This is a genomic window from Micromonospora sp. DT53, from assembly GCF_049841535.1.
Classification (GTDB): domain Bacteria; phylum Actinomycetota; class Actinomycetes; order Mycobacteriales; family Micromonosporaceae; genus Micromonospora.
Genome location: NZ_JBNCKM010000012.1, coordinates 43,051 through 69,281 on the forward strand (window position 1 = coordinate 43,051; position 26,231 = coordinate 69,281).

The following is a 26,231-nucleotide window of genomic DNA, read 5'->3' on the forward strand; positions in this document are numbered from 1 at the left end:
GTGCCGTATGCTGCTGCGCCGTGGCGCTATCGACCGGCTGGGTCCGGTCGGGGGCCAGCAGCGGCGGGAGGTCGGGATGCGACGGTGGTTGGCGGCGGTCGCCGCGGGTGGGACGCTGGCCCTGGCGCTGGCCGGGTGCGGCGCGCCCGCCGGAGTCGACAGTGATCTCATCGACGACTGGCCGGCGCCCGTCGCGGCGCAGCAGTTCGTCCCCGCTGCCGACGTCTGCCACCAGAGTTCCCAGCAGGTCGGCTTCCTGACCGGTTACAACCCGACGGCGTGCACCGAGTCGCACCGGGTGGAGACCATGCACGTCGGCACCCTCACCGGCCCGGGCGCCGCGGGCGGCACTCCCCCACAGCCCGGCTCGGCCGGCATGCGGGCCGCGCAGGCCGGGTGCGACACGGCGGTCAACAAGGCGGTGGGCGCCGACTGGCGTTCCGGGCGGCTCGGCCTGACCGTCGTGCTGCCGTCACCGCAGGCCTGGTCGGGCGGGGCCCGCTGGTACCGGTGCGACGTCACCGAGATCGCCAGCATCGACGACACCGCGGTCGACCTGCGCACCGGCAGCCTCCGGGGCGCGCTGTCCGGGGCGGCCCCGCTGGCGTACCGCTGCTTCAACCCGAAGCTGGTGAAGGACGACATCGACGAGATGGTGCCGGTCTCCTGCACCACCAAGCACCACGCCGAGTTCGTCGGCGTCTGGCAGGCGCCGGACACCACCTACGCGGCATTCACCGGCGGCGTCAAGCGGACCCACCGGGCCTGCCAGACGATGATCGCCAAGTACGCCAAGGTTCCGGACAACTCCCAGCTCGACTTCCGCGCCGGAACGATCTACTACCAGCCGTACGAGGAGGAGTGGCGCAACGGCAACCGGGGCGTGCAGTGCTTCCTCTGGATCTCCGACCGGAACCTGACCCGGTCGATGAGGAACGCCGGCACCAAGGGCCTTCCGGTCACCTGAGCGCCGCGTCCGGCCGGTCGGGTCACCGATCGGCCGGACGCAGGGTCGGGTCAGCCTCGGCGCAGGACGGCGAGGAACATCGCGTCGGTGCCGTGCCGGTGCGGCCAGAGCTGCACGGTCGGCCCGTCGCCGAGACCGGGCATGCCGGCCGGCAGCAGCGGCCGGGCGTCCACGAAGTCCACCGAAACCCCGCTGCGGCGCGCCGCCTCGGTCACCGTCACGTGCGTCTCGACGGTGTGTGGCGAGCAGGTGACATAGGCGACCAGGCCACCCGGGCGGACCGCCCGCAGCGCCGCGCCGAGCAACTCCCGTTGCAGGCGGGTCAGCGGCGGCAGGTCGGACGGCTGGCGACGCCAGCGCGACTCCGGCCGACGACGCAGCGAGCCCAGCCCCGTGCACGGCGCGTCCACCAGCACCCGGTCGAAGTGCTGCTCCGGCAGCTTCGGGTCGCCGCCGACCTCACGACCGTCCATGGTCAGCACGGCCACCGGCAGGTCCCGGGTGGCCAACGAGACCAGTCGGGCGCGGTGCTCGGCCACCTCCACCGCGGTCACCCGGGCGCCCCGCTGCGCGGCCAACGCGCCGAGCAGCCCGGCCTTGCCACCCGGGCCGGCGCACAGGTCCAGCCAACGCCCGTCCGGGCCGTCCAACGGCGCGTCGGCGAGCGCGGTCGCCACCAACTGGGAGCCCTCGTCCTGGACGTGGGCACGGCCGTCGACCACCGCCGGGATGTCACCAGGCGCGCCACCGGGCAGATAGACGGCGTACGGCGAGAAGGCGCCGGGCGCACCGCCGACCTGGTCGGCCAGCTCGACCGGGTCGATCAGGCCGGGCCGGGCGCACAGGTGCACCGGCGGGCGCTCATTGTCCTCGATCAGGAGGCGCTCCGTCTCACCCAGATCGCCGCCGAGCGCCTCGGAGAAGGCCCGCACGATCCACTGCGGATGGCTGTACGCCAACGCGAGGTGCCCGACCGGGTCGGTCTCCATCGGTGGGGCGAGCTTCGCCACCCAGGCGTCCGCGTCACGGGTGGACACCTCGCGCAGCACCGCGTTGGCGAACCCGGTCGCGCCCGGTGCGACCGAACGGACCAGGTCCACCGTCGACGAGACCGCGGCGTGCGCCGGCACCCGGGTGTGCAGGAGTTGGTACGCCCCGAGCCGCAGCGCGTCGCGTACCGGCGGGTCGATCCGGGCCACGTCCCGGCCGGCCGCGTCGGTCAGGATCGCGTCCAACGTGCCCAGGTGGCGCAGGGTGCCGTAGGTGAGCTCGGTGGCGAAGGCCGCGTCCCGACCGAACAGCCCCTCCTCCCGCAGGATGATGGGCAGCACCAGGTTGGCGAACGCGTCGTCCCGGTGCACCGCCGCCACCGCCTCGTACGCGGCGCGGCGCGGTCGGTCCAGCGGCGGCCGGACCGGACGGCGATCCCCGCCACGGCCGGTCGACGGGCCGGAGCGCGTCGGTCGGGTTCCCTCCGGTGCCGTCACGCGAAGTCCTCTCCAGTGCCGACCCGGACGCCGCGCGCCCAGTCGGTCGCGCCCATGGCCCGCTTGCCCGCGGCGCGGACCTCGCCGAGACGCACCGGCACGGTCGCCGTGCCCACCAGCACCCGGGACTTCTCCACCAGCAGCTCCCCCGGCTTCAGCTCGGGGCCGTCGGGCACCGGGACGACCGGCCCGAGCTTCACCCGCTCGTCGCGGAACGTGGTCCAGCCACCCGGCGCGGGCGTGCAGGCCCGGATCCGCCGATCCACGGCGAAGGCCGGGTCACCCCAGCGCACCCGAGCGTCGTCCACTGTCAGTTTCGGCGCCAGCGACACCCCGTCGGCGGGCTGCGGCTCCGCGCGGGCGGTGCCGTCGGCGATCGCGTCGAGCACCGCCACCAGCAGCCCGGCGCCGGAGTCGGCGAGCCGTCCCAACAGGTCACCGGAGGTGTCGGCGGCGCGGATCTCGTCGGTCAGCGTGCCGTAGACCGGGCCGGTGTCCAGGCCCTCCTCCAACTGGAAGACGCTGGCCCCGGTCAGCTCGTCACCGTGCAGCACCGCGTGCTGCACGGGCGCGGCGCCACGCCACGCGGGCAACAGGGAGAAGTGCAGGTTGATCCAGCCGTACCGGGGGATCTCCAGGGCCGCCGGTGGCACCAGCGCGCCGTAGGCGACCACCGGCACGCAGTCCGGTGCCAGCTCACGCAGCCGGTCGAGGAACTCCGGGTCACGGGGACGGGCCGGCGTGAGCACCTCGACGCCGTGCTCGTCGGCCCACGCGCCGACCGGGGAGCGGGACAGGCCCCGCCCACGCCCGGCGGGCGCGTCGGGCCGGGTGACCACGGCCACCACCTCGTGGCGGGAGGCGGCGACGGCGGCCAGGGCGGGCACGGCGACGGCCGGCGTACCGGCGAAGATCACGCGCATCCGGGTCAGCGCCCCAGACCGAAGGGGTCGCTGATGTGCGGGCTGAGCTTGACCGTGGGCGGGGCCGCCGCGTCGTACCACTCGGCCTGGCGGATCGCCTTCATGGCTTCCTTGCGCCCCTCCGGGTCCAGGCGGTCCAGGAAGAGCACCCCGTCGAGGTGGTCGGTCTCGTGCTGCACGCAACGCGCCATCAGACCGGTGCCGACGATCTGCACGGGGTCACCGAACGAGCTGAAGCCCTTGGCGACGACGTTCTGCCGACGCTTGGTGTCGAAGTAGAGCCCGGGGATCGACAGGCAGCCCTCCGGGCCGTCCTGCTCCTCCTCGTCGGGGAACTCCAGCACGGGGTTGATCAGGTGCCCGAGGACGTCGTCGACGTCGAAGGTGAACACCCGCAGGCTCACACCGAGCTGCGGCGCGGCCAGGCCGGCGCCGTTCTGCTCACGCATCGTGTCGGTGAGGTCGGCGACGAGCCGACGGAGCTCGGCGTCGAAGTCGACCACCGGATCGGCCGGCGTGCGCAGCACCGGATCCCCAAACAGACGGATGGGCTGGACGGTCACGCGGGACGGCTCCTTCGTGGGGTGGGACGAGCTGTGCGCCACCAGTCTACGGAGTGCCCGGCTGGAGACCGGGCGGCCCACCTCGGTCACCCACCGTCGGTGTGCCCGGCGTCACCGGGCGGCAGCCCGGGCCAGCAGGTCACGCACCCGCTCGGCGTCCGGGTGGCCGAGATCGTCGAGGATGCCCAGGGCACGGCGCCAGGCACGCGCGGCACCGGCCGCGTCCCCCACCGCCTGCCGGCTCTCCCCGAGCCGGGACAGGGTGTCCGCCTCGTCGTAGCGGTCGCTGACCTGCCGGTACAGCCCGAGCGCCCGCTGGAAACAGCGGATCGCCGCACGGTGGTCACCCAGCCGGGCGTGGATGAAGCCCAGGCTGTCCCAGGTGTTCGCCTCCCCGTGCCGGTCACCCGTCGTGCGCAGCAGCGCCAACGCCTCCCGGCAGTGCGTGAGCGCCGGCCCGTACTGGCCGAGCTGGGCGTGCGCCCACCCCACCGCGTTGCGGGCGCTGGCCTCCCCGGCGACGTGGCCGGCGGCCCGGTACAGCGCCAGGGCCCGCTCGCTCTGCTCCAGCGACTCGGCGTGCCGGCCGAGCCCGTCGAGCATCGCCCCGAACGCCCGGTGGGTGCGCGCCTGCCCGGTGTGGTCGCCCAACTCCGCGAAGATCACCAGGGCCTGGCGGTAGTTCCTCGACGCCTCGTCCACCCGGCCCAGCCGGGACAGCACCCGGGCGAGGTCGCGGTGGGCGTTCGCCTGCCCGGGCCGGTCGCCGGCCCGCCGCGCCCCGGCCAGGGCGTTGCGCTGGGCCACGGCCAGGTCCGGCCAACGCCCCCGACGTTGCAGGAAGTCCACGAGTGTCCAGGCCAGCTGCCAGGCATGGCCGTCGAACCCGGCCCACCGCGCGTGGGCGACCGCCGCCAGCAGCACCGGATACTCGACGGTGAACCAGGCGAGGGCCTGGCCGAGGTCGGTGATCTCCTCGGGCGCCACACCCGGTGCGGCGACAGCGAGGGTGACCGGATCCCGGCCCGGCTGCAACAGCAGCGCCGCCGCGTGCGCGGTGTGCAGGTAGTGGTCCAGCCCACGCCGGATCGCCGCCCGCCGGTCCTGCGCCGGTTCGAGACGCTCGACCTGCTCCACCGCGTACGCCCGGAGCAGGTCGTGCGCGCCGAACCGGCCGGGGGCGTGTTCGGTGACGAGGTGTGCGTGGGCCAACTCGGCCAGCAGGCGGGGCACCTGGTCCCGGGGCAGCCCGGCCAGACTGGCCGCCGCCGCGAACCCGATGTCCGGCCCGGGATGGCAGCCGAGGAGCCGGAACAGGCGTGCCGCCGCCGGCGACAGGCTCCGGTACGACCAGGAGAAGACGCCCTGCACGTCGGTGCCGGCGTCCCCTCCGTCGAACGAGTCGAGTGGTCGGGGCGCCGCCCGCAGTTCGGCCGCGAGGGTGGCCAGCGGGAACGTCGGCTTCTCCGCGCCTCTCGCGGCGAGCACGGCCAGCGCCAGCGGCAGCCGCGCACACCGCTCGATGATCTCGTCCACCGCCTGCGGCTCGGCCGCCAACCGGTCCGGGCCGAGCCGCCGGCCCAACAGCTGCCAGGCCTCGGCGCTGCTGAGCAGGTCGACGCCGATCGGTCGGGCCCCCTCGGCGGCGACGAGGCCGGCGAGCCGGTTGCGGCTGGTGACCAGGACCAGGCAGCTCGGGCTGCCGACCAGCAGGGGCCGGACCTGCTCGGCGTCGCGGGCGTTGTCCAGCAGCACCAGCATCCGGCGGCCGGCGAGCAGGCTGCGGTAGAGGCCCACCTGCGCGGGCAGGTGGGTGGGGATTCGTTCGGGCGGCACCTCGAGGGCCTCCAGGAAGCCCCGAACCGCCTCGACGGCCGTCACCACCGTTCCGGTGGAGTCGAACCCGCGCAGGTCGACGTAGAGCTGGCCGTCCGGGAAGCGGTCGGCGACCCGGTGCGCCCAGTTGACCGCGAGGGTCGTCTTGCCGACCCCGGCCGTCCCGGACAGCGTCATGACGGTGACCGGCGCCACGCCGTCGTCCCCGGGCGCCACGACGCCGGCGCACTCGGCGTCGAGCTGCGCGAGTTGGGTTGCGCGCCCGACGAACCCGGGCAGCGCCGGGGGCAGTTGGCGGGGCACCGGGAATCGCGGGGACGTCGGAGGGGTGCGTGGGCCGCCGGCCCTGGCCCGGGCGACCGCCCGCCCGGTGGTCGCGTGGTCGCGGTTCGGGCGTCGACGTCGCTCCTCGACCCGGTCCCGTGCGGTGGCCAGCACCCCCTGCTCGGCGGCTGTCGCGCCGAGCAGTCGGATGAGCGCGTCGAACCGCTCCGGCGGCGGCAGGATGTTGCCGGCGAAGTACTCCCCGATGATCCCGCGCGACCAGCCGGTCTTCGCGGCCAACTGCCGGTACGTCAACAGGGTCTCGCCCTGCTGACGGGCTTCGCGGCGGCGCAACTGACGCAGCAACCCGGCCAACTCCGGCAGTGTCTGCACCTCGCTGCCGGCGCGGGCCAGCTCGAACCCGCCGGCCGACCCATGTGACGTCTGATGAGTGCCGGACGGTATCCACTGATCAGGCATGCGGCCCCCACCCCCGGTCATCCGGCCCCCCGGATACGCACCGGCAGGCTAATCCGGCCACTCACCGATCGATAGACCCATGCCAATGAATGACAGATCCACTGCGGACCGTCACCCCGTCCGGCGGTGTCCAACGGTGTCCAGTCCCGTCCAGGATCCGCCCCGAGGCGCCGACGCCCCTGCCACCGTCCTGGTGCGGGCCCGGCCCGCTCCACGATCCCTGGGGGAAGAGGTACCCGATGATCCGTCCACACCCGACCACCCGACGTCCCGTGGCGATGCTGCGTCGACTCGCCGTCACCGCGATCGGCCTCACGCTGCTCGCCGCGGGCATGACCGCCACCCCGGCCGCCGCCGCTCCGGGCGGCAAGGCCGCCACCACCGGATCCTTCGTCGACAGCACACCGGTGCCCGGCGGCTTCGCCTCCTGGTCTGAGCTGCTCCGGTTGCAGCAGCGCATGAACACCGCCGCCGCGCGGATCACCAACGCGGCGCAGCGCAGCGCCAACTCCGGATTCGCCGGCATCGTCGCCGACCCCACCACCCGCCAGCTGCAGGTCTACTGGAAGGGGGAGCCGCCGGCCAACCTGGTGGCCACCGCCCGGGCCACCGTCGCCACCCAGGTGCTGTCCGCCGCGTACTCACAGCGGGAACTCCTCGTCGCGGCGGAGCGGCTGCGGGCCGCGGCCGGCAACAAGATCACCACGGTCGGTCCGCGCGCCGACGGCGCCGGCCTGCTCGTCGGCACCCAGGACGGGCTGCTCGGCGCGACGGCTCTCGCCGGGGTACCGGTGACCGTGCAGACCGGGGTCGCCGCCGCGCCCGCGACCCGGTGGGACGACTCGCCGCCGTGGTGGGGTGGCGCCGCGTGGCGCAACACCGCCAACGGCGGTGGCTGCTCGACCGGCTTCGGGGTGTTCCAGGGCGGGGTGTCGCGGGTGCTCTCCGCCGCGCACTGCGCCAACCTCAACGTTCTGGCGACCGACCCGACCGGGCAGACGATCGGCGTCGTCGGCACCCGCAACGTCAGCACCGACACCCTGCTGCTCAACGGCAGCTCGGGCGGCCGGGTCTTCAACAACAGCACCACCGCGGCCGGCGCGGTGGTCAGCGAGTTCAGCAACCAGGTGATCGGCGCGACGGCCAGCCAGGTCGGCAACTTCGTATGCACCTCCGGCGCGTACTCCGGCACCCGGTGCTCGATCCAGGTGAAGGCCCGCAACCTGTGCATCAACGTGCGCAACTTCGGCACGGTCTGCGGCCAGGTGCAGGCGGAGAACACCACAGGCACCAACGCCGTCGGTCAGGGCGACAGCGGCGGCCCGGTGGAGATCGTCAATGCGGCGAACACCCTCCAGGTCTGGGCGACCGGCACCACCACCGCAATCGACGACACCAACACCACGGTCCCCTGTACCGGCTACGTGACCACCGGTCGGGTCTGCGCCTGGCGGATGTACTACGAGGACATTCTCTCCGGCATGAACGGAGTCGGCGCCACGGGCGTCGTCCTCGGCTGAGCCGTCTCGGCGACCGCCGGACCACTCGGTGGCCGGGCCGGCGCGCGTACCCCGCGCGTCGGCCCGGCCTCGCGTTCAGTTCAGACGCTGGCGCCCGGGTCGCCCGCGAGCACCGCGTCGCCACGCAGCAGCGCGGGCTCGGGCAGCGGCAGTTGGATCTTGTGGGCCGCCTCCCAGTCGTAGATCAGGCCGGGACGCACCTGGGCGGCGAAGTAGTCGATCGCGGTCATCCCACCCACGACCGGCTCGTCGACCTCGGCGACCAGCTGGGCCGGGACCAGGGAGAACCCGTTCTGCAGAGCGGCGCTGAGCCGGCGGTGACCGTCGACGACGAAGAAGTACTCGCCGGTGAACCCGATCTTCAGCGGTTCGAGGGCCTCGTCACCGGCCTCGGCCACCCCACCGACGAAGTCGGTGTCCCACAGACCCCGCAGGGTGGCGATGTCCTCGGTCGGGTAGACCCGGGCCGGGTCCAGCAGCAGAAGCGGCGGCGCGTCGCGCAGCACCTCGGCACCGAGCGTGCCCTCGTACGCGGCCACGATGTGCTCGATCACCTCGGCGGCGGACGCCCGGGTGGTGTCGCAGATCAGGTCATAGTTGCGCAGACGGGCCTTGTCCACCCCGTACCGGATGATGAACCGGCTCCGCTCGCTCGAACTGCGCTCACGGAGCTTGGCCTTGGCCTCGTCCAGGGAGGCGTAGCTCTCCGCCGGCCCGGAAGGTCGGGCGAGCACCCGACGGGCCGCCTCACCCGGCTCGGTGATCATGTGCACCTTGAGCGCGTCGGTGAAGAAGTGCCAGGCCAGCCGGGAGTCCATCACGAGGCGCTCACCGGAGGCGGCGATGTCCCGCTGGAGCTGGTCGACGTAGCCGTCCACGGCCTGGTCGAGCTCGGCGTGCAGATTGAGCTGCAGGGCGGTCATCTGCCGCTGCTGAGCCATCTCCCGGTAGAGGTCCCCCACGCTGACCCGACGCATTCCGAGCCGCTTGGCGATCTCGACCGACACGGTGCTCTTGCCGCTGCCGAGGTCGCCGTTGAAGACGATCGATTGTCCAACGGTCACGACTGGTCCACCCCTGCTCACCGGCTCATTGACATCATCGACCTCGCGCCCGACCGACGCGTTCCCGCCATCGTCGCGCCATCCCGCGGCAGCTCCCGCTCGGCGCGGCTGACGCTCCGTCGCGACCAGGAGCCCGTCGTACGCCTCGGCATGACGGGCGATGCTACCACTCGGACGCCACCGCTTTGCCGGACGCGGTGTGCGAGGGCCACCGCAGCGGGAGAGGTCCGCCACCACCGGCACCGGCCAAAACTTCTCAGAACAGGCTCAGCGGATCGACCTGGAGACGAACCGGATCGGCGGCCTTACGGGCGGCCCGAACGCCAGCGGCCGAGTGCAACGCCTCGGCGAGCGCGGCAGCCCGGGCCCGGGGCACCCGAACCAACATCCGCTCCCGACCCTCCTCGGCCGGCACCGGCCCGAGCACCTCGGCGTCGTCCGGCAGCCGGGCCGCGGCCAGCAGGTCCGCCACCGCCTCGGCCACGCCTGTGACGCTCGCCATCCGTACGGCCGGCGGGAAGCCCAGCTCGCGGCGCTCGGCCAACTCCCGGCCGGCGAACCAGCCGGCGTCCCAGCGCAGCAGCGCCTGCACGGGGGCGAGCGCGCCGTCGGCGACCACCACCACCCGACCGGCCGGCGCCGGGCGGGCGAGGGCCGCAGCCGAGAGCCAGCGGCGCAGCGCCTCCTCACCGGCGCGCAGGTCGGCCCGGGTCAGCAGGGCCCACGAGTCGAGCAGCAGCACCGCGCCGTACCCGCCCTCGGCGACCGGCTCGGCGCCCGGGGTGGCCACCACCAGGGCCGCGCCGCCGGGCACGTCGGTCAGCACCTCCTCACGCCCCGAGGTGCGCACCGGGACACCGGGGAACGCCCGGCCCAACTCCTCGGCGGTCCGCCGGGCGCCGGTCACCGCGGCCCGAAGCCGCCGCCCACCGCACTCCGGGCAGGCGTACGCGGCGGCCACCCGGGCGCACCACCGGCAGGCCGGGGTGCCGCCCGCCGACGGCAACGCGAGCGGGCCGGCACAGTGCGCGCAGCGGGCCGGGGTACGGCACTCGGCGCAGGAGATCGACGGCAGGTAGCCGCGACGGGGCACCTGCACCAGCACCGGCAGATCCTGCCGGAGCGCGTCACGGGCAGCCGTCCAGGCCAGGCTGGGCAGCCGGGCGGTGGCGGCCCCGGGGTCACGGGCCAGTTGGGGGTCGTCTCCGGTCGGCGCGATGGCCGGGATCCGCGCCCGCACGGTGGCCCGGTCCGCGACCACCTCCGGGGCCCAGCCGGTCTCCACCAGCAACTGCGCCTCGGCCGTCCGGGCGTACCCGCCGACCAGCGCGCCGGCCTCGGCGAGGTGGGCGCGGGTGAGCAGCACGTCGCGGGCGTGCGGGTAGGGCGCCCGAGGCTCGGAGTGCAGGTCGTCGCCGTCGTCCCAGACGGCGACCAGGCCGAGTCGGGCCACCGGGGCGAACATCGCCGCCCGGGTGCCGATCACCACCGGCACCTGTCCGCGACGAGCGGCGAGGAACGCCCGGTAACGCCGGGCCGGGCCGAGCGCGGCGGACAGGCTGACGTGTCGCCCCGGGCCGAGCACACCTGTGAGCGCGGCGTCGAGGCGGTCGAGGTCACGCGCGTCGGGCACCACGACCACCGCACCGCGCCCACCGGCGACGGTGGCCGCCACCGCGTCGGCGTAGCGCGCCGCCCAGTCCTCGCCGGGCAGCGCCGACCAGACCGCGCGGGGCGCCCGGCCGTCGGTGAGCGCCCGCAGCAGGGCCGGGCCGGTGGGGTAGTCGCGCCACCCGCGCGGGTCGACCTCCCCGGTGGGGACCGCCGGGGTGGGCTGGTCGTCCCGGGGCTCCTTCTCCACCCGCGCGTGCCGGGGCGGCACGGCGAGCCGGAGCACGTCGGCGAGGCTGCCCGCGTACCGGTCGGCGACCGCCCGGGCCAGCCGGGCGATCTCGGGGGCCAGCACCGGCTCCGGCGAGACCACCTTCTCCAGGTACGCGAGGCGGCCGGTGTGGCCGGAGTCGTCGGCGCGCGACAGCAACCACCCGTCGACGAGTTGCCCGGCGAAACGCACCTTCACCCGGGTACCGGGCACCGCCACCTCGTCCAGCTCCGCCGGCACCAGGTAGTCGAACGGCCGGTCCAGGTGCGCCAGCCCGACATCCACGCAGACGCGCGCGACCGGCGACCCGTCCGCGGGTCGCCGGTCGCTGCGCTTGGTGGCGGTCAGGCTCCCGCGGCCGACTTGAGGTCGGCGGCCCGGTCGGTGCTCTCCCAGGTCAGGTCCGGCAGTTCCCGGCCGAAGTGGCCGTACGCGGCAGTCTGCTGGTAGATCGGGCGGAGCAGGTTGAGGTCCCGGATGATCGCGGCGGGACGCAGGTCGAACACCTCGGTGACGGCCTTCTCGATCGAGGAGACGGGCACGGTCTCGGTGCCGAACGTCTCGATGAACAGGCTCACCGGGTGCGCCTTGCCGATGGCGTAGGCGACCTGCGCCTCGCACCGCTCGGCCAGACCGGCGGCGACCACGTTCTTGGCCACCCAGCGCATCGCGTACGCGGCCGAACGGTCCACCTTCGACGGGTCCTTGCCGGAGAACGCGCCGCCACCGTGGCGGGCGTATCCGCCGTAGGTGTCGACGATGATCTTGCGACCGGTCAGCCCGGCGTCACCCATCGGGCCGCCGATCTCGAACCGACCGGTCGGGTTGACCAGCAGCCGGTAGCCGTCGGTGTCCAGGCCGAGGCTCTCCAGCTCCGGGGCGATCACGTGGTCGCGCACGTCCGGGGTGAGCAGCGAGTCCAGTGAGATGTCGGCGGCGTGCTGGCTGGACACGACCACGGTGTTCAGCCGGACCGGGCGCAGCCCCTCGTACTCGATGGTGACCTGGGTCTTGCCGTCCGGCCGCAGGTACGGGATCGTGCCGTCCTTGCGCACCGCGGACAGGCGGCGGGCCAGCCGGTGGGCGAGCGCGATCGGCAGCGGCATCAGCTCGGGCGTCTCCGAGCAGGCGAAGCCGAACATCATGCCCTGGTCGCCGGCACCCTGCGCGTCCAGCGCGCTCTCCGACGCCCCGGTCCGCAGCTCGAAGGCGTTGTCCACACCCTGGGCGATGTCCTCGGACTGGGCGCCGATGGAGACGCTGACCCCACAGGAGGCGCCGTCGAAGCCCTTCTTCGACGAGTCGTAGCCGATGTCCAGGATGGTCCGGCGGACGATCGTCGGGATGTCGGCGTACGCCTTGGTGGTCACCTCACCGGCGATGTGCACCTGACCGGTGGTGATCATGGTCTCCACCGCCACCCGGCTGTGGGGGTCCTCGGTCAGCAGCGCGTCGAGGATGCCATCGCTGATCTGGTCAGCGATCTTGTCCGGGTGGCCTTCCGTGACCGATTCGGACGTGAAGAGACGGCGTGTCACGGCACTCCTAAGCGTGTGAGGTCGTTCCGCGGCAGTCTAATCACCACTGCGGTCGGTGTCGGGATCGGTCGCGCACTGTTCCACCCGTCAGGAGCGGCCGGGCAGCCGTGCCACGACGAGATCCCAGACGGCGTCGGCCACGGCCTCCTTGGCCTGCTCGGGCAGCCGGCTGACCGAACCGTCCGCGCCGATGACCGTCACCGTGTTGGTGTCGGCGCCGAAGACCAGGTCCGGACCGACCTCGTTGACCACGATCAGGTCGGCCCGCTTCCGGGCGAGTTTCACCCGACCGTTGGCCTCGGCATCGCCGGTCTCGGCGGCGAACACCACAAGCACCTGCTCTGGTCGCTTGCGCTGGCCGAGCTCCGCCGCGATGTCCGGGTTCGTGACGAGCTCGATGGTGGGCGCGACACCGTCGTCCGACTTCTTGATTTTGCCAGGCTCGTAGGTCGCGGGCCGGAAATCGGCCGGAGCCGCCGCCATCACCACCGCGTCGGCCCCGGCGGCGGCCTCGACGGTCGCCTCCCGCAGCTCGGCGGTGGTGCCCACCCGGATCAGGTCGACGCCGGCCGGGTCGGCGAGGCCGACGTTGGCCGCGATCAGGGTGACCCGGGCGCCCCGGGCCACCGCCGCGCGGGCGAACGCGTACCCCTGCTTGCCCGACGAGCGGTTACCGAGGAAGCGGACCGGGTCCAGGGGCTCGCGGGTGCCACCGGCGGTGACGACCACCCGGCGACCGGCCAGGTCGGCGGGGGCGGAGTCACCGCGGGCCAGGAGCCGACCGGCGACGGCGAAGATCTCCGCCGGGTCGGGCAGCCGACCCTTGCCGGTGTCGGCGCCGGTGAGCCGGCCAACGGCGGGCTCGATGACCCGCACACCCCGGGAGCGCAGCGTGGCGACGTTGGCCACGGTGGCGGGGTGCTCCCACATCTCGGTGTGCATGGCCGGGGCCAGCAGGACCGGGCAGCGGGCGGTCAGCAGGGTGTTGGTCAGCAGGTCGTCGGCGAGGCCGTGCGCGGCCTTGGCGAGCAGGTCGGTGGTGGTCGGCGCGACCACCACCAGGTCGGCCTGCTTACCGAGCCGGACGTGCGGCACCTCGTGCACGTCGGTCCACACGTCGTCGGCGACCGGTTGACCGGAGAGCGCGGCCCAGGTCGGCGCTCCAACGAAGCGGAGCGCCGACGCGGTTGGCACGACCCGAACCCGGTGACCCGATTCGGTGAAGAGTCGCAGCAGCTCGCACGCCTTGTAGGCGGCGATACCGCCACCGACCCCGAGGACGATCGAGGCGGACATCGGCCAGCGGGGGCTTACGGCTGGTCGGTCGGCTCGGCGGTGAGCAGGCCCGAGTTGATCTCGCGCATGGCGATCGAGAGGGGCTTCTCCTGCGGGGTGGTCTCGACGAGCGGACCGACGTACTCCAGCAGACCCTCACCGAGCTGGCTGTAGTAGGCGTTGACCTGGCGCGCGCGCTTGGCGGCGAAGATGACCAGCGCGTACTTCGACGTCGTCTTCTCGAGGAGCTCGTCGATCGGCGGGTTGGTGATGCCTTCGGGGTTGGCGATGGATCCCACGAATTAACCTCTGCGTCTTTCGAGCCGCGCGGACGCGGTGCTGAGTCTCAACGGCGGCCGACCGTCAGCCACGCGCGCGCGACCAGGCCGGATCCGGATAAGAAGAACCGAGTAAGCCTACCAGCTCGTCGACCACCCGTTCGGTGTGGTCGTGCGTCAGCGTGTGCTCGACGGTGGCGACCACCGTGGCGTCCGGCGCGTACCCGGGTGGGCTCAGCAGCACCAACCGGGCATCGGGCAGGCGCGCGCGGACGAGTGGGGCGCCGCGCAGGTCGAGCGGGAGGAGCACCGGCTGCCCGGCGTCGAGCCGGGCCCGCAGCGGCGGGTACGGGGTGCCCCGGCGGTACGAACCGATCCGGGACCACTCCAGCAGCTCGCCGTCGACGATCCGCCGATCGAACTCGGCCGGGGCGAGGAAGACGCGGTCCGCCCCGTCGATCTCCGACTCCCGGCGCGGCCTGGTGGTCGCCGCGACCGGGATCCACACGGACGGAGAACGCGCCCGGACGAGCTCGACGACACTCTCCCTGCCGGAACCCGAAGGTCCAGCCAGGACAGTGAGCCGAGCCGCCGGGCGCGCCTCGTCATCCGTGCTCACTGCTTGTTTCTACACGCTGCCAGGTTCAGTTGGCGGCGAACTCTCCAAGCAGTGCCTTGCGCTGCTGCTCGCCGAGGCCACGCAGGCGACGGCTGTCGGCGATCTTGAGCTTCTCCATGATCTGGGTAGCCCGGATCTTGCCGATGCCCGGCATGGCCTGCAGGACGGCCGACACCTTGAGCTTGCCAACGACGTCGTCGCTCTCGGCCCGCTCGAGGACGGCACCGAGGGTGGTCTTGCCCTGCTTGAGCTGCTCCTTCAGCTGAGCACGGGCCTTGCGGATCTCCGCGGCCTTCTCGAGCGCGGCAGCGCGTTGTTCGGGGGTCAGTGACGGGAGCGGCACCAGTTCTCCTCAGGTCCCTATCGCGGCGGGCGGGGCGCACCGCCGCATCTGTGAAACGTGGTGTCGCTGTGAACCAAGGGGTCCATGGTTCCCAGCGCGGGGAAAACTAGCGGCCAACGGAGCTTTCGGCAACGTGGGGGCCGCATGATCACCGTAGAGTGACCGACCCGTCAGTCAGTCACCGGGCAGGCAGGACGGCCCGACAGTCGACCAACACGCGGTCCGCGGCGGCCCGCAGCGCGGCCACGTCGGGGCCGGCCGAGAGCACTTCCCGGGAGTACGACGGGAGCACCGAGGCGAGGCTCGAACCGAAGACGGTACGCAGATCGGCTGCGCCGGCACCCTGCGCGCCGAGCCCCGGAGCGAGCAGTGGGCCACCCACACCGGAGAGGTCGTGACCGGTGTCACCGATGGTCGCGCCGACCACCAGACCGAAGCTCCCGAGCGGAGACGCACCCCTGTTGAGCTGGGAAATCTTGTCGATCACGGTTTGCGCCACGGTGCGGCCGTCCGCCGTGACGGCCCGCTGCACGGCCGCGCCCTCGGGGTTGGAGGTGAGGGCCAGCACGAACACCCCGCCGCCGTGCTTGGCGGCCAGCTCGAACATCGGCGCCAGCGAACCGACCCCGAGGTACGGGCTCGCGGTGACCGCGTCGACATACATCGGGCTGGATGGATCAAGGTACGCGGCGGCGTACGCGCTCACCGTCGAGCCGATGTCGCCGCGCTTGACGTCGAGCAGAACGAGCGAGCCGGCATTCCGTAACTGTCGGATAGTTGACTCAAGAATCGCCACACCTCGGGATCCGAACCGCTCGAAAAAGGCCGACTGAGGCTTGACTACCGCAACCCGGTCACCGAGGGCTTCCACGACGGTCCGGCTGAACCGGTCGAGCCCCTGAACGTCGTCCGGGAGACCCCACTGAGCCAGCAGACCGGGATGCGGGTCGATGCCCACACACAGCGGGCCCCGCTCAATGACCGCCCGGTGCAGTCGAGTACCGAAGCTCTCCATCGGAGTGTTCCCCTCTTCTCGTCCGGGCGGCTGCCCCGCCCGGGTAACCGTCGACCCGGTGACCGGGCCGACTCAGCCAGCCGCCACCGCCGCCGCCACCCCACTCGCGATCCGGGCCAGATCGTCGTCGTCGGTGACGTACGGCGGCATCGTGTAGATCAGGTCGCGGAACGGACGCAGCCACACCCCCTGGGCGACCGCGGCCGCGGTCGCCGCGCCCAGGTCGACCTCGTGATCGAGCTGGACCACGCCGATCGCGCCGAGCACCCGTACGTCGGCCACGCCCGGCGTGCCACGCAGGGGCTCCAGGCCGGCGCGCAGGCCGGCGCCGACCCTGGCGACCTGGCCGGCCCAGTCTCCGGCCCGCAGCAGCCCGATGGAGGCGTTCGCCACCGCGCAGGCCAGGGGGTTGCCCATGAACGTGGGACCGTGCGCCAGCACGCCGGTCGTCGAGATGCCCCGGGCGACCTCCGGGGTGCATAGGGTCGCCGCGAGGGTCAGGTACCCGCCGGTCAGCGCCTTGCCCACGCACAGCACGTCCGGCGTCACCCCGGCGTGCTCGGCGGCGAACATCGCACCGGTACGGCCGAACCCGGTGGCGATCTCGTCGAAGATCAGCAGAATCCCGTGCGCCCGGGTCACCTCGCGCAGCACCCGCAGGTAACCCGGGTGGTGGAAGCGCATCCCGCCGGCGCCCTGGACGACGGGCTCGACGATCACGGCGGCCAGTTCGTCGGCGTGCCGCTCGACCGTCTCCACAAGCGCCGCCACGTACGCGTCGTCGGGCGGATCGGTGAAGCCGCCTGGCGGCACCGGGGCGAACACCTGCCGGGGCAGCACGTCGCCCCACAGGTGGTGCATCCCGCCCTCCGGGTCGCAGACGCTCATCGGGTGGAACGTGTCGCCGTGGTAGCCACCCCGCCAGGTCGCCAGCCGACGCCGCTGCGGCCGCCCGACGGCCCGCTGGTACTGCAGGCACATCTTCACCGCCACCTCGACGCTGACCGAGCCGGAGTCGGCCAGGAACACGTGCTCCAGGCCGTCCGGGGTCAGCTCGACCAGGGTCCGGGCGAGCCGCACCGCCGGCTCGTGGGTGAGCCCGCCGAACATCACGTGGCTCATTCGGCCGAGCTGGTCGGTCACCGCCGCGTCCAGCACCGGGTGCCGGTACCCGTGGATCGCCGCCCACCAGGACGACATCCCGTCCACCAGCTCCCGGCCGTCGGCCAGGGTCAGCCGTACCCCCTCGGCGCCGCGCACCACGTAGGGCGGGTTGGCCGGCGGCAGCGCGGCGTACGGATGCCAGACGTGCGCCCGGTCAGCGGCCAGGATCTCCTCGGGTGTCACGCGTACTCCTTCCAGACACGGACGGGCCGGGAGGCGGACGTCCCACAGCCGAGTCGAGTCATCCCTTCGCCACCTTTGCTCTGCTTCACCGGACGCAACACCCGGTGTCCGGAGATCGGACGTCGGCCGTTGCGTGGGTTGAAGCAGAGCAAAGGGCCAGCAACGGGGATTGCCTCCCGGGCGCGCAGCCGGTTCGGCGGCGAGCCGGCGCGGGCCTGCCCGACGCGAGGCCGGGCGAGCACCGGGCCGGCGCGCTCACCGGCCAGCGACCGCGTCCGGTGCCATCGTTGTGGCAGTCGCACGGGCGGTGGCACGGACCAGGGCCGGCCCTCGGTAGATGAAACCGGTGTAGAGCTGCACCAGGGCGGCGCCGGCGTCGAACATCCGCGCCGCGTCGTCCGGGTCCAACACGCCGCCGACGCCGATGATCGGCAACTGGCCGGCGGTCTCCCGGTGCACGAAGGCGACCACGTCGCGGGCCCGCCCGGTGAGCGGCCGACCGGACAGGCCACCGGCCTGCGCGCCACGCTCCACGTCACCGTCAGCGAGCCCGTCCCGGGACAGGGTGGTGTTGGTGGCGATCACCCCGGCGGCGCCGCGGGCCAGGCAGACCTCCAGCAGCTCGGTGATCGCCGCCTCGGTCAGGTCTGGTGCGATCTTGACCAGCACCGGCTTCTCCCCCACCAGCGCGCCGAGCAGCGCGTCCAGGTGGGCGCGGTCCTGCAACGACCGCAGACCCGGGGTGTTCGGTGAGGACACGTTCACCGCGAAGTAGTCGCCGTGCCCCCGCAGCGCCCGGTACGAGGCGAGGTAGTCCTCGACCGCCTCGTCGAGCGGGGTCACCTTGGACTTGCCCAGCGAGATGCCCAGCGGCACCCCGAGCGGGCGCGGCAGCGCCGCCAGCCGGGCGGCCAGCGCGGCGGCCCCGGCGTTGTTGAAGCCCATCCGGTTGACCACCGCCTCGCTGGCCGGCAGCCGGAACAGCCGGGGCCGGGGGTTGCCCGGCTGGGCGTGCGCGGTGACCGTGCCGACCTCCACGAAGCCGAAGCCGAGCGCCGGCCAGGCCGGCAACGCCGCGCCGTCCTTGTCCATGCCGGCGGCCAACCCGACCGGGTTGGGGAACCGCACCCCGAACACCGTGCGCGGCGCGTCGACCGCGTACCGGGCCCGCAGCGCGGCGAGCGCGGCCGGCCGCCGCGACAGGGCCGCCAACCGCCGTAGCGTCCACTCGTGCGCCGCCTCGGCGTCCCCACCGCCAAGCCGGAACAACCACGGCCGTACCGCCTGCTCGAACAGGGTCACTGGGCCGCCCGCAGGATGGCGTGCAGGTCCTGCAGGGGGCGGACCTGCATGTCGCCGCGGATCCGCGCCTCGATGCCCATCACCGCCGCCGCCGCGCCCGGGACCGTGGTGATGCAGGGGATGTCCGCGGTGACGGCCGCGCTGCGGATCTCGTAGCCGTCGGAGCGGGCGCTGGCACCCGAACCCTGCGGCGTGTTGATCACCAGCGCCACGTGGCCACCGCCGATCAGCGACACCGCGTCGTCGCCCGCACCCGCCTGGTAGTGCTTACGGATCTGCTCACAGGCGATGCCGTGCCGGCGCAGCACCTCCGCCGTGCCGGTCGTGGCGACGATCTCGAAGCCCAGATCGGCCAGCCGCTTGATCGGGAAGATCATGCCGCGCTTGTCCCGGTTCGCCACCGAGACGAAGATCTTCCCGGCGGTCGGCAGCGACCCGTACGCGGCCGACTGACTCTTGGCGAAGGCATGACCGAAGTTGGTGTCGATGCCCATCACCTCGCCCGTCGACTTCATCTCCGGCCCGAGCAGCGAGTCGATCCCCTTGCCCGCCCGGGTCCGGAAGCGCTTGAACGGCAGCACCGCCTCCTTGACCGCGACCGGCGCGTCCGCGGGCATCGTGCCCCCGTCCCCGGTCGCCGGCAGCAGGCCCTCGGCGCGCAACTCGGCGATGCTCGCCCCGAGCGCGATCCGGGCCGCCGCCTTCGCCAGCGGCACCGCCGTGGCCTTGGAGACGAACGGGACGGTCCGCGACGCGCGCGGATTGGCCTCCAACACGTAGAGCACGTCGTCCTTGAGGGCGTACTGCACGTTGAGCAGGCCGCGAACGCCGACGCCACGCGCGATGGCCTCGGTGTAGCGGCGGACCTCGGCCAGGTGCGAGCCCGCCAGGGTGATCGGCGGGAGCGCGCAGGACGAGTCGCCGGAGTGGATGCCCGCCTCCTCGATGTGCTCCATCACGCCGCCGACGTAGACCTCGCCGTCGGCGTCGCACAGCGCGTCCACGTCGATCTCGATGGCGTCGTCGAGGAACCGGTCCACAAGCACCGGGTGGTCCGGGGAGATGTCGGTGGCCCGGCCGATGTAGTCGCGCAGCGTCGGGTCGTCGTAGACAATCTCCATGCCCCGCCCGCCCAGCACGTACGACGGCCGGACCAGCACCGGGTAGCCGATCTCGTCGGCGATCGTCTTGGCCTCGTCGTACGAGGTCGCCATGCCGTGCGCCGGCGCGCGCAGGCCGGCGCGGGCCAGCACCGCGCCGAACGCGCCCCGCTCCTCGGCCAGGTGGATCGACTCCGGGGAGGTGCCGACGATCGGCACACCGGCGTTCTTGAGCCGCTGCGCCAGACCCAGCGGGGTCTGCCCGCCGAGTTGCACGACCACCCCGACCACGCCCGGCCCACCGGCCGCCCGGCCGGACGAATCCTCGGCGTGCCAGACCTCCAGCACGTCCTCGAAGGTCAACGGCTCGAAGTAGAGCCGGTCGGCGGTGTCGTAGTCGGTGGACACCGTCTCCGGGTTGCAGTTGACCATCACGGTCTCGTAACCGGCCGCCCGCAACGCCTGCACCGCGTGCACGCAGGAGTAGTCGAACTCGATGCCCTGCCCGATCCGGTTCGGACCGGAGCCCAGGATCAGCACCTTCGGCCGGTCCGACGGCACGACCTCGGTCTCCAGGTCGTACGTCGAGTAGTGGTACGGCGTGGTCGCCTCGAACTCGGCCGCGCAGGTGTCCACCGTCTTGTAGACCGGGCGCACGTCGAGGCGGTGCCGCAGGGTCCGTACGCCGTCCTCGGCGGCCAACTCCGGGCGCAGCGCGGCGAGCTGCCGGTCGGACAGACCGGCCCGCTTGGCGCGGCGCAACAGGTCGGCGTCGAGCACCGGCGCGTCGACGATCTCGGCGCGCAGCTCGATCAGCGCGGCGATCTGGTCCAGGAACCACGGGTCGATCCCGCCGGACGCCTCGGCGACCTCGGCGATCGACGCCCCGAGCCGCAGCGCCCGCTCGACGGTGTACAGCCGGCCGTCGTGCGGGATCCGCAGCGCGGCGAGAGTGTCCGCCAGGGTGACGCCCGCCGGGTCCGGCACGCTCCAGAAACCGGCTGACTTGGTTTCCATCGAGCGCATCGCCTTGTTCAGCGCCTCGGTGAAGTTGCGCCCGAGGCTCATCGCCTCGCCCACCGACTTCATCGTGGTGGTCAGCTCCGGGTCCGCGCCGGGGAACTTCTCGAACGCGAACCGGGGGATCTTCACCACCACGTAGTCGAGGGACGGCTCGAACGCCGCAGGGGTCTTCAGGGTGATGTCGTTGGGGATCTCGTCGAGGGTGTAGCCGATGGCCAGCTTCGCGGCGATCTTCGCGATCGGGAAGCCGGTCGCCTTGGAGGCCAACGCCGAGGACCGCGACACCCGGGGGTTCATCTCGATCACGACGATCCGGCCGTCGACCGGGTTGACCGCGAACTGGATGTTGCAGCCGCCGGTGTCCACCCCGACCTCGCGCAGCACCGCGATGCCCAGGTCCCGCAGGCGCTGGTACTCCCGGTCGGTGAGCGTCATGGCCGGGGCCACGGTGACGCTGTCGCCGGTGTGCACGCCCATCGGGTCGATGTTCTCGATCGAGCAGACCACCACCACGTTGTCGTGCCGGTCGCGCATCAGCTCGAGCTCGTACTCCTTCCAGCCGAGCACGCTCTCCTCGATGAGCACCTCGTGCACCGGGCTGGCGGACAGGCCGTCACCGGCGATGCGGGCCAGGTCCTCCGGGGTGTGCGCCATGCCGGAGCCCAGGCCACCCATGGTGAACGACGGCCGGATCACCACCGGCAGGCCCAGCTCGGCGACTGTCGCCTCGACCTCGTCCATCGAGTGGCAGACCCGCGAGCGGGGCACCAGCGCGGTCGGCTCGTCGACGCCCAGCCGAACCCCGGCCTTCGCCACGATGTCCTTGAACAGCTGCCGGTCCTCGCCCCGGTTGATGGCGTCGATGTTCGCGCCGATCAGCTCCACGCCGTACTTCTCCAGGACGCCGGCCTCGTGCAGGGCGACGGCCGTGTTCAGCGCGGTCTGCCCGCCGAGGGTCGCGAGGATCGCGTCCGGGCGCTCCTTGGCGATGACCAGCTCCACGAACTCCGGGGTGATCGGCTCAACGTAGGTCGCGTCGGCGAACTCCGGGTCCGTCATGATCGTCGCCGGGTTGGAGTTGACCAGGCTGACCCGGATCCCCTCACTGCGCAGGACCCGGCACGCCTGGGTGCCGGAGTAGTCGAACTCGCAGGCCTGCCCGATGACGATCGGCCCGGAGCCGATCACGAGGATGTGCTTGAGATCGGTCCGCTTAGGCATTGCTGCGCCCCCTGCTGTGGTTCCGGCCCTCGATGAGATCGGCGAATCGGTCGAAGAGGTAGTCCGCGTCGTGCGGGCCGGCCGCCGCCTCCGGGTGGTACTGAACGGTGAACGCGGGCAGGTCGACGGCCCGCAGCCCCTCGACCACGTTGTCATTGAGGCAGACGTGCGACACCCGTACGCCACCGAAGTCGGTGTCGATCACCTGGTCGGGGACGACAGCGCCGGCGCCAGCACCCGGCACCTGCACCGCGCCGAGCCGCTGTTCGCGGCCCGACACGTCGACCGCGAAGCCGTGGTTGTGGCTGGTCACCTCGACCTTGCCGGTGACCCGGTCGAGCACCGGCTGGTTGATCCCCCGGTGGCCGTAGCCCAGCTTGTAGGTGCCGAAGCCGAGCGCCCGACCGAGGATCTGGCTGCCGAAGCAGATGCCGAACAGCGGCACCTCCCGCCGCAGCGCCTCCCGGGCCAACTCCACCGGGGCGTCGGCGGTGGCCGGGTCGCCCGGGCCGGGCGACAGGAAGATCGCGTCCGCGCCGGTGGCGAGCATCTGCTCGATGCTCGACGACGCCGGCAGCACGTGGGTGGTCACCCCACGGGTGGCCAGCCGACGCGGGACGTTGCGCTTGATGCCCAGGTCCAGGGCGGCCACGGTGAACCGGTGCTCACCCACGGCCTCGACGACGTACGGCTCGGCGGTGCTCACCTCGGCGGACAGGTCCGCGCCGACCATCTGCGGCGCCTGGCGGACCCGGGCCAGCAGGCTCTGCGGGTCGTTGTCGATGCTGGAGATGCCCACCCGCATGGCGCCCCGCTCGCGCAGGTGCCGGGTCAACGCCCGGGTGTCCACCCCGCTGATGCCCACCACGCCCTCGGTGGCGAGGCGGTCCTCTAGGCCACCGGTGGCCCGCCAGTTCGAGCCGATCCGGGCCGGGTCACGCACGACGTAGCCGGCCACCCAGATCCGACCGGACTCGTCGTCCTCGCCGTTGACGCCTGTGTTGCCGATGTGCGGCGCGGTCTGCACCACCACCTGACGGTGGTAGGACGGGTCGGTCAGCGTCTCCTGGTAACCGGTCATACCGGTGTTGAAGACCGCCTCACCGAAGGTCTCCCCGACACTGCCGTACGCCTCACCGGGGAACGTGCGCCCGTCCTCCAGCACCAGAATTGCGGAACGTCTGCGGGTCACTTGACTGCCTTTCCGTCCAGGACCGTCGGCTCGCCGCGCAGGAAGGTCGCCACGATGCGACCCGGCAGCGTCATGCGGGCGTACGGGGTGTTGCGACTGCGACTGGCCAGCTCCGCCGGCTCGATGGTGCGGCGGGCGGCCGGGTCGATCAGGGTCAGGTTGGCCGGCACACCCGGCGCGGGGTCGGCGCCGTGCCCGGTGAGGCCGGCGATCCGTGCGGGGGTGCGCGACATCCGCTCGGCGATCAGGTCCCACTCGGGGCCGAGCACGTCCAGTGCGATGGAGAGGGCCGTCTCCAGACCGAGCATTCCCGGCCGGGCGTACGCCCACTCGCACTCCTTGTCCTCCACCGAGTGCGGGGCGTGGTCGGTGGCGATCACGTCGATCACCCCGTCGGCGAGGGCGGCGCGCAGCGCGGTGACGTCCGAGGCGGTACGCAGCGGCGGGTTCACCTTGAAGACCGGGTCGTAGGACTCCGCCCGTTCGTCGGTGAGCAGCAGGTGGTGCGGGGTCACCTCGGCGGTCACGCGTACCCCGCGTGCCTTTGCCTGGCGCAGCACCTCGACGCTGCCGGCGGTGGAGACGTGGCAGACGTGCAGTCGGCTGCCCACGTGCTCGGTGAGCAGCACGTCCCGGGCGATGATCGCCTCCTCGGCGACCGCCGGCCAGCCGATCAGGCCGAGCCGGGTGGAGACCTCGCCCTCGTGCATCTGGGCGCCCTCGGTGAGCCGGGGCTCCTCGGCGTGCTGGGCGATGATCCCGTCGAACGCCTTGACGTACTCCAGGGCCCGGCGCATCAACTTCGGGTCGGCGACGCAGTGCCCGTCGTCGGAGAAGATCCGCACCCGGGCCGCCGAGTCGGCCATCGCGCCCAGTTCGGCCAGCCGCTCGCCGGCCAGCCCGACGGTGACCGCGCCGATCGGCTGCACGTCGACCAGGCTGGCCTCCCGGCCGAGCCGCCAGACCTGCTCGACCACGCCTGCGGTGTCCGCCACCGGGGAGGTGTTGGCCATCGCGCAGACCGCCGTGTAGCCGCCCAACGCCGCCGCCCGGGAACCGGACTCGACGGTCTCGGCATCCTCCCGGCCGGGCTCGCGCAGGTGGGTGTGCAGGTCGACGAGGCCGGGCAGGGCGACCAGGCCGGTGCCGTCGACGACTGTGGCGTCCGGCGCGGTCAGGCCGGGACCGACCTCGGCGACCACACCGTCGCGGATCAGCAGGTCGGTCGGCGCGGCGCCGACGACACTCACGCTGGTGATCAGGTACGCGGTCACCGGTTGTTCCCTCCGAGCAGCAGGTAAAGGACAGCCATCCGCACGGAGACCCCGTTGGTGACCTGTTCGACGATTGTGGAGCGGGGTGAGTCGGCGACCTCGGGGGTGATCTCCATCCCCCGGTTCATCGGCCCGGGGTGCATGACGATCGCGTGCTCGGGCAGCCGGCGCATCCGCGGCCCGTCCAGCCCGTAGCGGCGGGCGTACTCGCGCGCGGAGGGAAAGTAGGAGTCGTTCATCCGCTCCCGCTGCACGCGCAGCATCATCACCACGTCCACGTTCGGCAGGACGGAGTCGAGGTCGTAGGAGACGTCGGTGGCGGGGGCGAGGGCGCCCGCGATGTCGACCGGGATGAGGGTCGGCGGGCCGACCAGGGTGACCTTGGCGCCGAGGGTGGAGAGCAGCAGCACGTTGGAACGGGCCACCCGGGAGTGCAGCACGTCCCCGACCACCGCGACCGACAGGCCGGCGAGCCGGCCCAGCCGGGCCCGCATGGTGTACGCGTCCAGCAGCGCCTGGGTGGGGTGCTCGTGGGTGCCGTCACCGGCGTTGACCACCGACCCGTCCACCCAGTTGGCCAGGCGGTGCGGCGCGCCGGAGGCGGGGTGTCGGACGACCACGGCGTCCGCGCCCATGGCCTGCAGGGTCAACGCGGTGTCCTTCAGGCTCTCACCCTTGGTGACGCTGGACCCCTTCGCGGAAAAGTTGATCACGTCGGCGCTGAGCCGCTTCGCCGCCGCCTCGAAAGAGATCCGGGTGCGCGTGGAGTCCTCGTAGAAGAGGTTGACCACGGTCCGTCCCCGCAGCGCGGGCAGCTTCTTGATCTCGCGGCCGGCGACGGTGGCCATCTCGGCGGCGGTGTCCAGGATCTCGGTGGCGGTGTCGGCGTCCAGGTCCCCGCCGGAGAGTAGATGCTTGATCATGAGGAGGTTCCCCCGTAGAGCTTGACCTCGTCCGTCCCGTCGATCTCGGCGAGCGTCACCTTGACGCTCTCGGCGAGCGACGTCGGAATGTTCTTGCCGACGTAGTCGGCGCGGATCGGCAACTCCCGGTGACCCCTGTCGACCAGGACGGCGAGCTGCACCGACGCCGGGCGGCCCACGTCGTTGAGCGCGTCGAGCGCGGCCCGGACGGTACGGCCGGAGAAGAGCACGTCGTCGACCAGGATGACCCGTTTGCCGTCGATCCCGCCGGACGGCAGCTCGGTCGGGCCCACCGCGCGGGTGGCGTGCCGACGGAGGTCGTCGCGATAGAGGGTGATGTCGAGCACACCGACCGGGACGGCGACGTCCTCGAAGGTGCTGATCCGGTCGGCGAGCCGCCGGGCGAGGGGGGTGCCCCGGGTGGGGATCCCCAGGAGCACCGTGTTGGCGGCGCCCTGGGTCTTTTCCAGGATCTGGTGGGCGATGCGGTCGACCACGCGTTGCACGTCGGCGCTGGCGAGGATCACCTTCACCGAGGGTTGTCGCGGTGGTGACGAGCGGGCAGCCGGTGGGTATGCCACGGCGGACCTCCTTCCCCGCCTCACGGGACGGGTCGTTAAAGGATGTCGGGCACCTCCGGCCGGACCGCGCAGCGGACCTGGGCCGGGGCTTCCGCCACGTTACCAGTGGTCACCGGGCCGATGGACGGCGGCCGCTGACCACCCGATCAGGCACCGGAAAAGGGGATAACTTCCCGGACGCTCCCCAACGGTAGGGTCACGACCACTTGACCAC

Annotated in this window: 21 protein-coding genes; 2 read left to right on the top strand and 19 right to left on the bottom strand. The window is 72.8% G+C overall.

Features of this window, described 5'->3' with window-relative positions:
- The first annotated feature begins 76 nt into the window (after nt 1–76).
- Complete coding sequence (locus ACLQ3B_RS29965; protein ID WP_425784049.1) at nt 77–967, top strand: septum formation family protein; 891 nt, start codon at nt 77–79, stop codon at nt 965–967.
- 50 nt (nt 968–1,017) lie between these two features.
- On the opposite strand, the gene ACLQ3B_RS29970 is transcribed toward ACLQ3B_RS29965, so the two are convergent.
- The 4 genes from ACLQ3B_RS29970 to ACLQ3B_RS29985 form a co-directional block, all read right to left on the bottom strand.
- Nucleotides 1,018–2,496 (bottom strand): RsmB/NOP family class I SAM-dependent RNA methyltransferase, encoded by a 1,479-nt coding sequence (locus tag ACLQ3B_RS29970; protein WP_425784233.1) that lies wholly within the window; start codon nt 2,494–2,496, stop codon nt 1,018–1,020.
- Complete coding sequence (fmt, locus tag ACLQ3B_RS29975; protein WP_425784050.1) at nt 2,451–3,377, bottom strand: methionyl-tRNA formyltransferase; 927 nt, start codon at nt 3,375–3,377, stop codon at nt 2,451–2,453. Before fmt ends, ACLQ3B_RS29970 begins: the two co-directional genes overlap by 46 nt.
- 5 nt (nt 3,378–3,382) lie before the next feature.
- Entirely contained in the window at nt 3,383–3,940 is a 558-nt protein-coding gene (def, locus tag ACLQ3B_RS29980; RefSeq protein ID WP_030335682.1) for a peptide deformylase, read from the bottom strand.
- Between the two features lie 111 nt (nt 3,941–4,051).
- Entirely contained in the window at nt 4,052–6,520 is a 2,469-nt protein-coding gene (locus tag ACLQ3B_RS29985; RefSeq protein ID WP_425784051.1) for an ATP-binding protein, read from the bottom strand.
- 239 nt (nt 6,521–6,759) lie between these two features.
- Here ACLQ3B_RS29985 and ACLQ3B_RS29990 point away from each other — a divergent pair, with 239 nt between their 5' ends.
- Entirely contained in the window at nt 6,760–8,040 is a 1,281-nt protein-coding gene (locus ACLQ3B_RS29990) for a hypothetical protein (RefSeq protein ID WP_425784052.1), read from the top strand.
- 80 nt (nt 8,041–8,120) lie between these two features.
- Here ACLQ3B_RS29990 and ACLQ3B_RS29995 read toward each other — a convergent pair whose 3' ends face one another.
- The 15 genes from ACLQ3B_RS29995 to pyrR all read right to left on the bottom strand — a co-directional run bounded on the left by ACLQ3B_RS29995 (nt 8,121) and on the right by pyrR (nt 26,017).
- Nucleotides 8,121–9,104, bottom strand: coding sequence for an AAA family ATPase (locus ACLQ3B_RS29995; RefSeq protein ID WP_210820320.1), 984 nt, complete (start codon nt 9,102–9,104; stop codon nt 8,121–8,123).
- A gap of 256 nt (nt 9,105–9,360) precedes the next feature.
- Nucleotides 9,361–11,271 carry a primosomal protein N' gene (locus ACLQ3B_RS30000; RefSeq protein ID WP_425784053.1) on the bottom strand — a complete coding sequence of 637 codons (1,911 nt, stop codon included), beginning with the start codon at nt 11,269–11,271 and terminating at the stop codon, nt 9,361–9,363.
- Nucleotides 11,272–11,330: 59 nt separating this feature from the next.
- Complete coding sequence (gene metK, locus ACLQ3B_RS30005; RefSeq protein WP_091401916.1) at nt 11,331–12,524, bottom strand: methionine adenosyltransferase; 1,194 nt, start codon at nt 12,522–12,524, stop codon at nt 11,331–11,333.
- A gap of 87 nt (nt 12,525–12,611) precedes the next feature.
- Nucleotides 12,612–13,820: a bifunctional phosphopantothenoylcysteine decarboxylase/phosphopantothenate--cysteine ligase CoaBC gene (coaBC, locus tag ACLQ3B_RS30010; RefSeq protein WP_425784054.1), complete on the bottom strand. Its 1,209-nt coding sequence runs from the start codon at nt 13,818–13,820 to the stop codon at nt 12,612–12,614.
- A 14-nt stretch (nt 13,821–13,834) separates the two neighbouring features.
- Entirely contained in the window at nt 13,835–14,098 is a 264-nt protein-coding gene (gene rpoZ, locus ACLQ3B_RS30015) for a DNA-directed RNA polymerase subunit omega (protein ID WP_030335666.1), read from the bottom strand.
- Between the two features lie 64 nt (nt 14,099–14,162).
- Nucleotides 14,163–14,696: a guanylate kinase gene (locus ACLQ3B_RS30020; RefSeq protein ID WP_425784055.1), complete on the bottom strand. Its 534-nt coding sequence runs from the start codon at nt 14,694–14,696 to the stop codon at nt 14,163–14,165.
- A 25-nt stretch (nt 14,697–14,721) separates the two neighbouring features.
- Nucleotides 14,722–15,039 carry an integration host factor, actinobacterial type gene (gene mihF, locus ACLQ3B_RS30025; protein WP_030335662.1) on the bottom strand — a complete coding sequence of 106 codons (318 nt, stop codon included), beginning with the start codon at nt 15,037–15,039 and terminating at the stop codon, nt 14,722–14,724.
- Nucleotides 15,040–15,217: 178 nt separating this feature from the next.
- Nucleotides 15,218–16,054 (bottom strand): orotidine-5'-phosphate decarboxylase, encoded by an 837-nt coding sequence (pyrF, locus tag ACLQ3B_RS30030; RefSeq protein WP_425784056.1) that lies wholly within the window; start codon nt 16,052–16,054, stop codon nt 15,218–15,220.
- Nucleotides 16,055–16,126: 72 nt separating this feature from the next.
- The gene (locus ACLQ3B_RS30035; protein ID WP_425784057.1) at nt 16,127–17,401 is read right to left on the bottom strand and encodes an adenosylmethionine--8-amino-7-oxononanoate transaminase; all 1,275 of its coding nucleotides are present in this window, start codon (nt 17,399–17,401) and stop codon (nt 16,127–16,129) included.
- 255 nt (nt 17,402–17,656) lie between these two features.
- Complete coding sequence (locus ACLQ3B_RS30040) at nt 17,657–18,703, bottom strand: quinone-dependent dihydroorotate dehydrogenase (protein WP_425784058.1); 1,047 nt, start codon at nt 18,701–18,703, stop codon at nt 17,657–17,659.
- Entirely contained in the window at nt 18,700–22,047 is a 3,348-nt protein-coding gene (gene carB / locus ACLQ3B_RS30045) for a carbamoyl-phosphate synthase large subunit (RefSeq protein ID WP_425784059.1), read from the bottom strand. The genes ACLQ3B_RS30040 and carB overlap by 4 nt, the downstream gene beginning before the upstream one ends.
- Nucleotides 22,040–23,239, bottom strand: a complete 1,200-nt coding sequence (gene carA / locus ACLQ3B_RS30050; protein WP_425784060.1) for a glutamine-hydrolyzing carbamoyl-phosphate synthase small subunit — start codon at nt 23,237–23,239, stop codon at nt 22,040–22,042. The genes carB and carA overlap by 8 nt, the downstream gene beginning before the upstream one ends.
- Nucleotides 23,236–24,513 carry a dihydroorotase gene (locus ACLQ3B_RS30055; RefSeq protein WP_425784061.1) on the bottom strand — a complete coding sequence of 426 codons (1,278 nt, stop codon included), beginning with the start codon at nt 24,511–24,513 and terminating at the stop codon, nt 23,236–23,238. Before ACLQ3B_RS30055 ends, carA begins: the two co-directional genes overlap by 4 nt.
- Nucleotides 24,510–25,436: an aspartate carbamoyltransferase catalytic subunit gene (locus ACLQ3B_RS30060; protein WP_124821248.1), complete on the bottom strand. Its 927-nt coding sequence runs from the start codon at nt 25,434–25,436 to the stop codon at nt 24,510–24,512. Before ACLQ3B_RS30060 ends, ACLQ3B_RS30055 begins: the two co-directional genes overlap by 4 nt.
- Nucleotides 25,433–26,017: a bifunctional pyr operon transcriptional regulator/uracil phosphoribosyltransferase PyrR gene (pyrR, locus tag ACLQ3B_RS30065; RefSeq protein ID WP_425784062.1), complete on the bottom strand. Its 585-nt coding sequence runs from the start codon at nt 26,015–26,017 to the stop codon at nt 25,433–25,435. The genes ACLQ3B_RS30060 and pyrR overlap by 4 nt, the downstream gene beginning before the upstream one ends.
- Nucleotides 26,018–26,231: the final 214 nt, after the last annotated feature.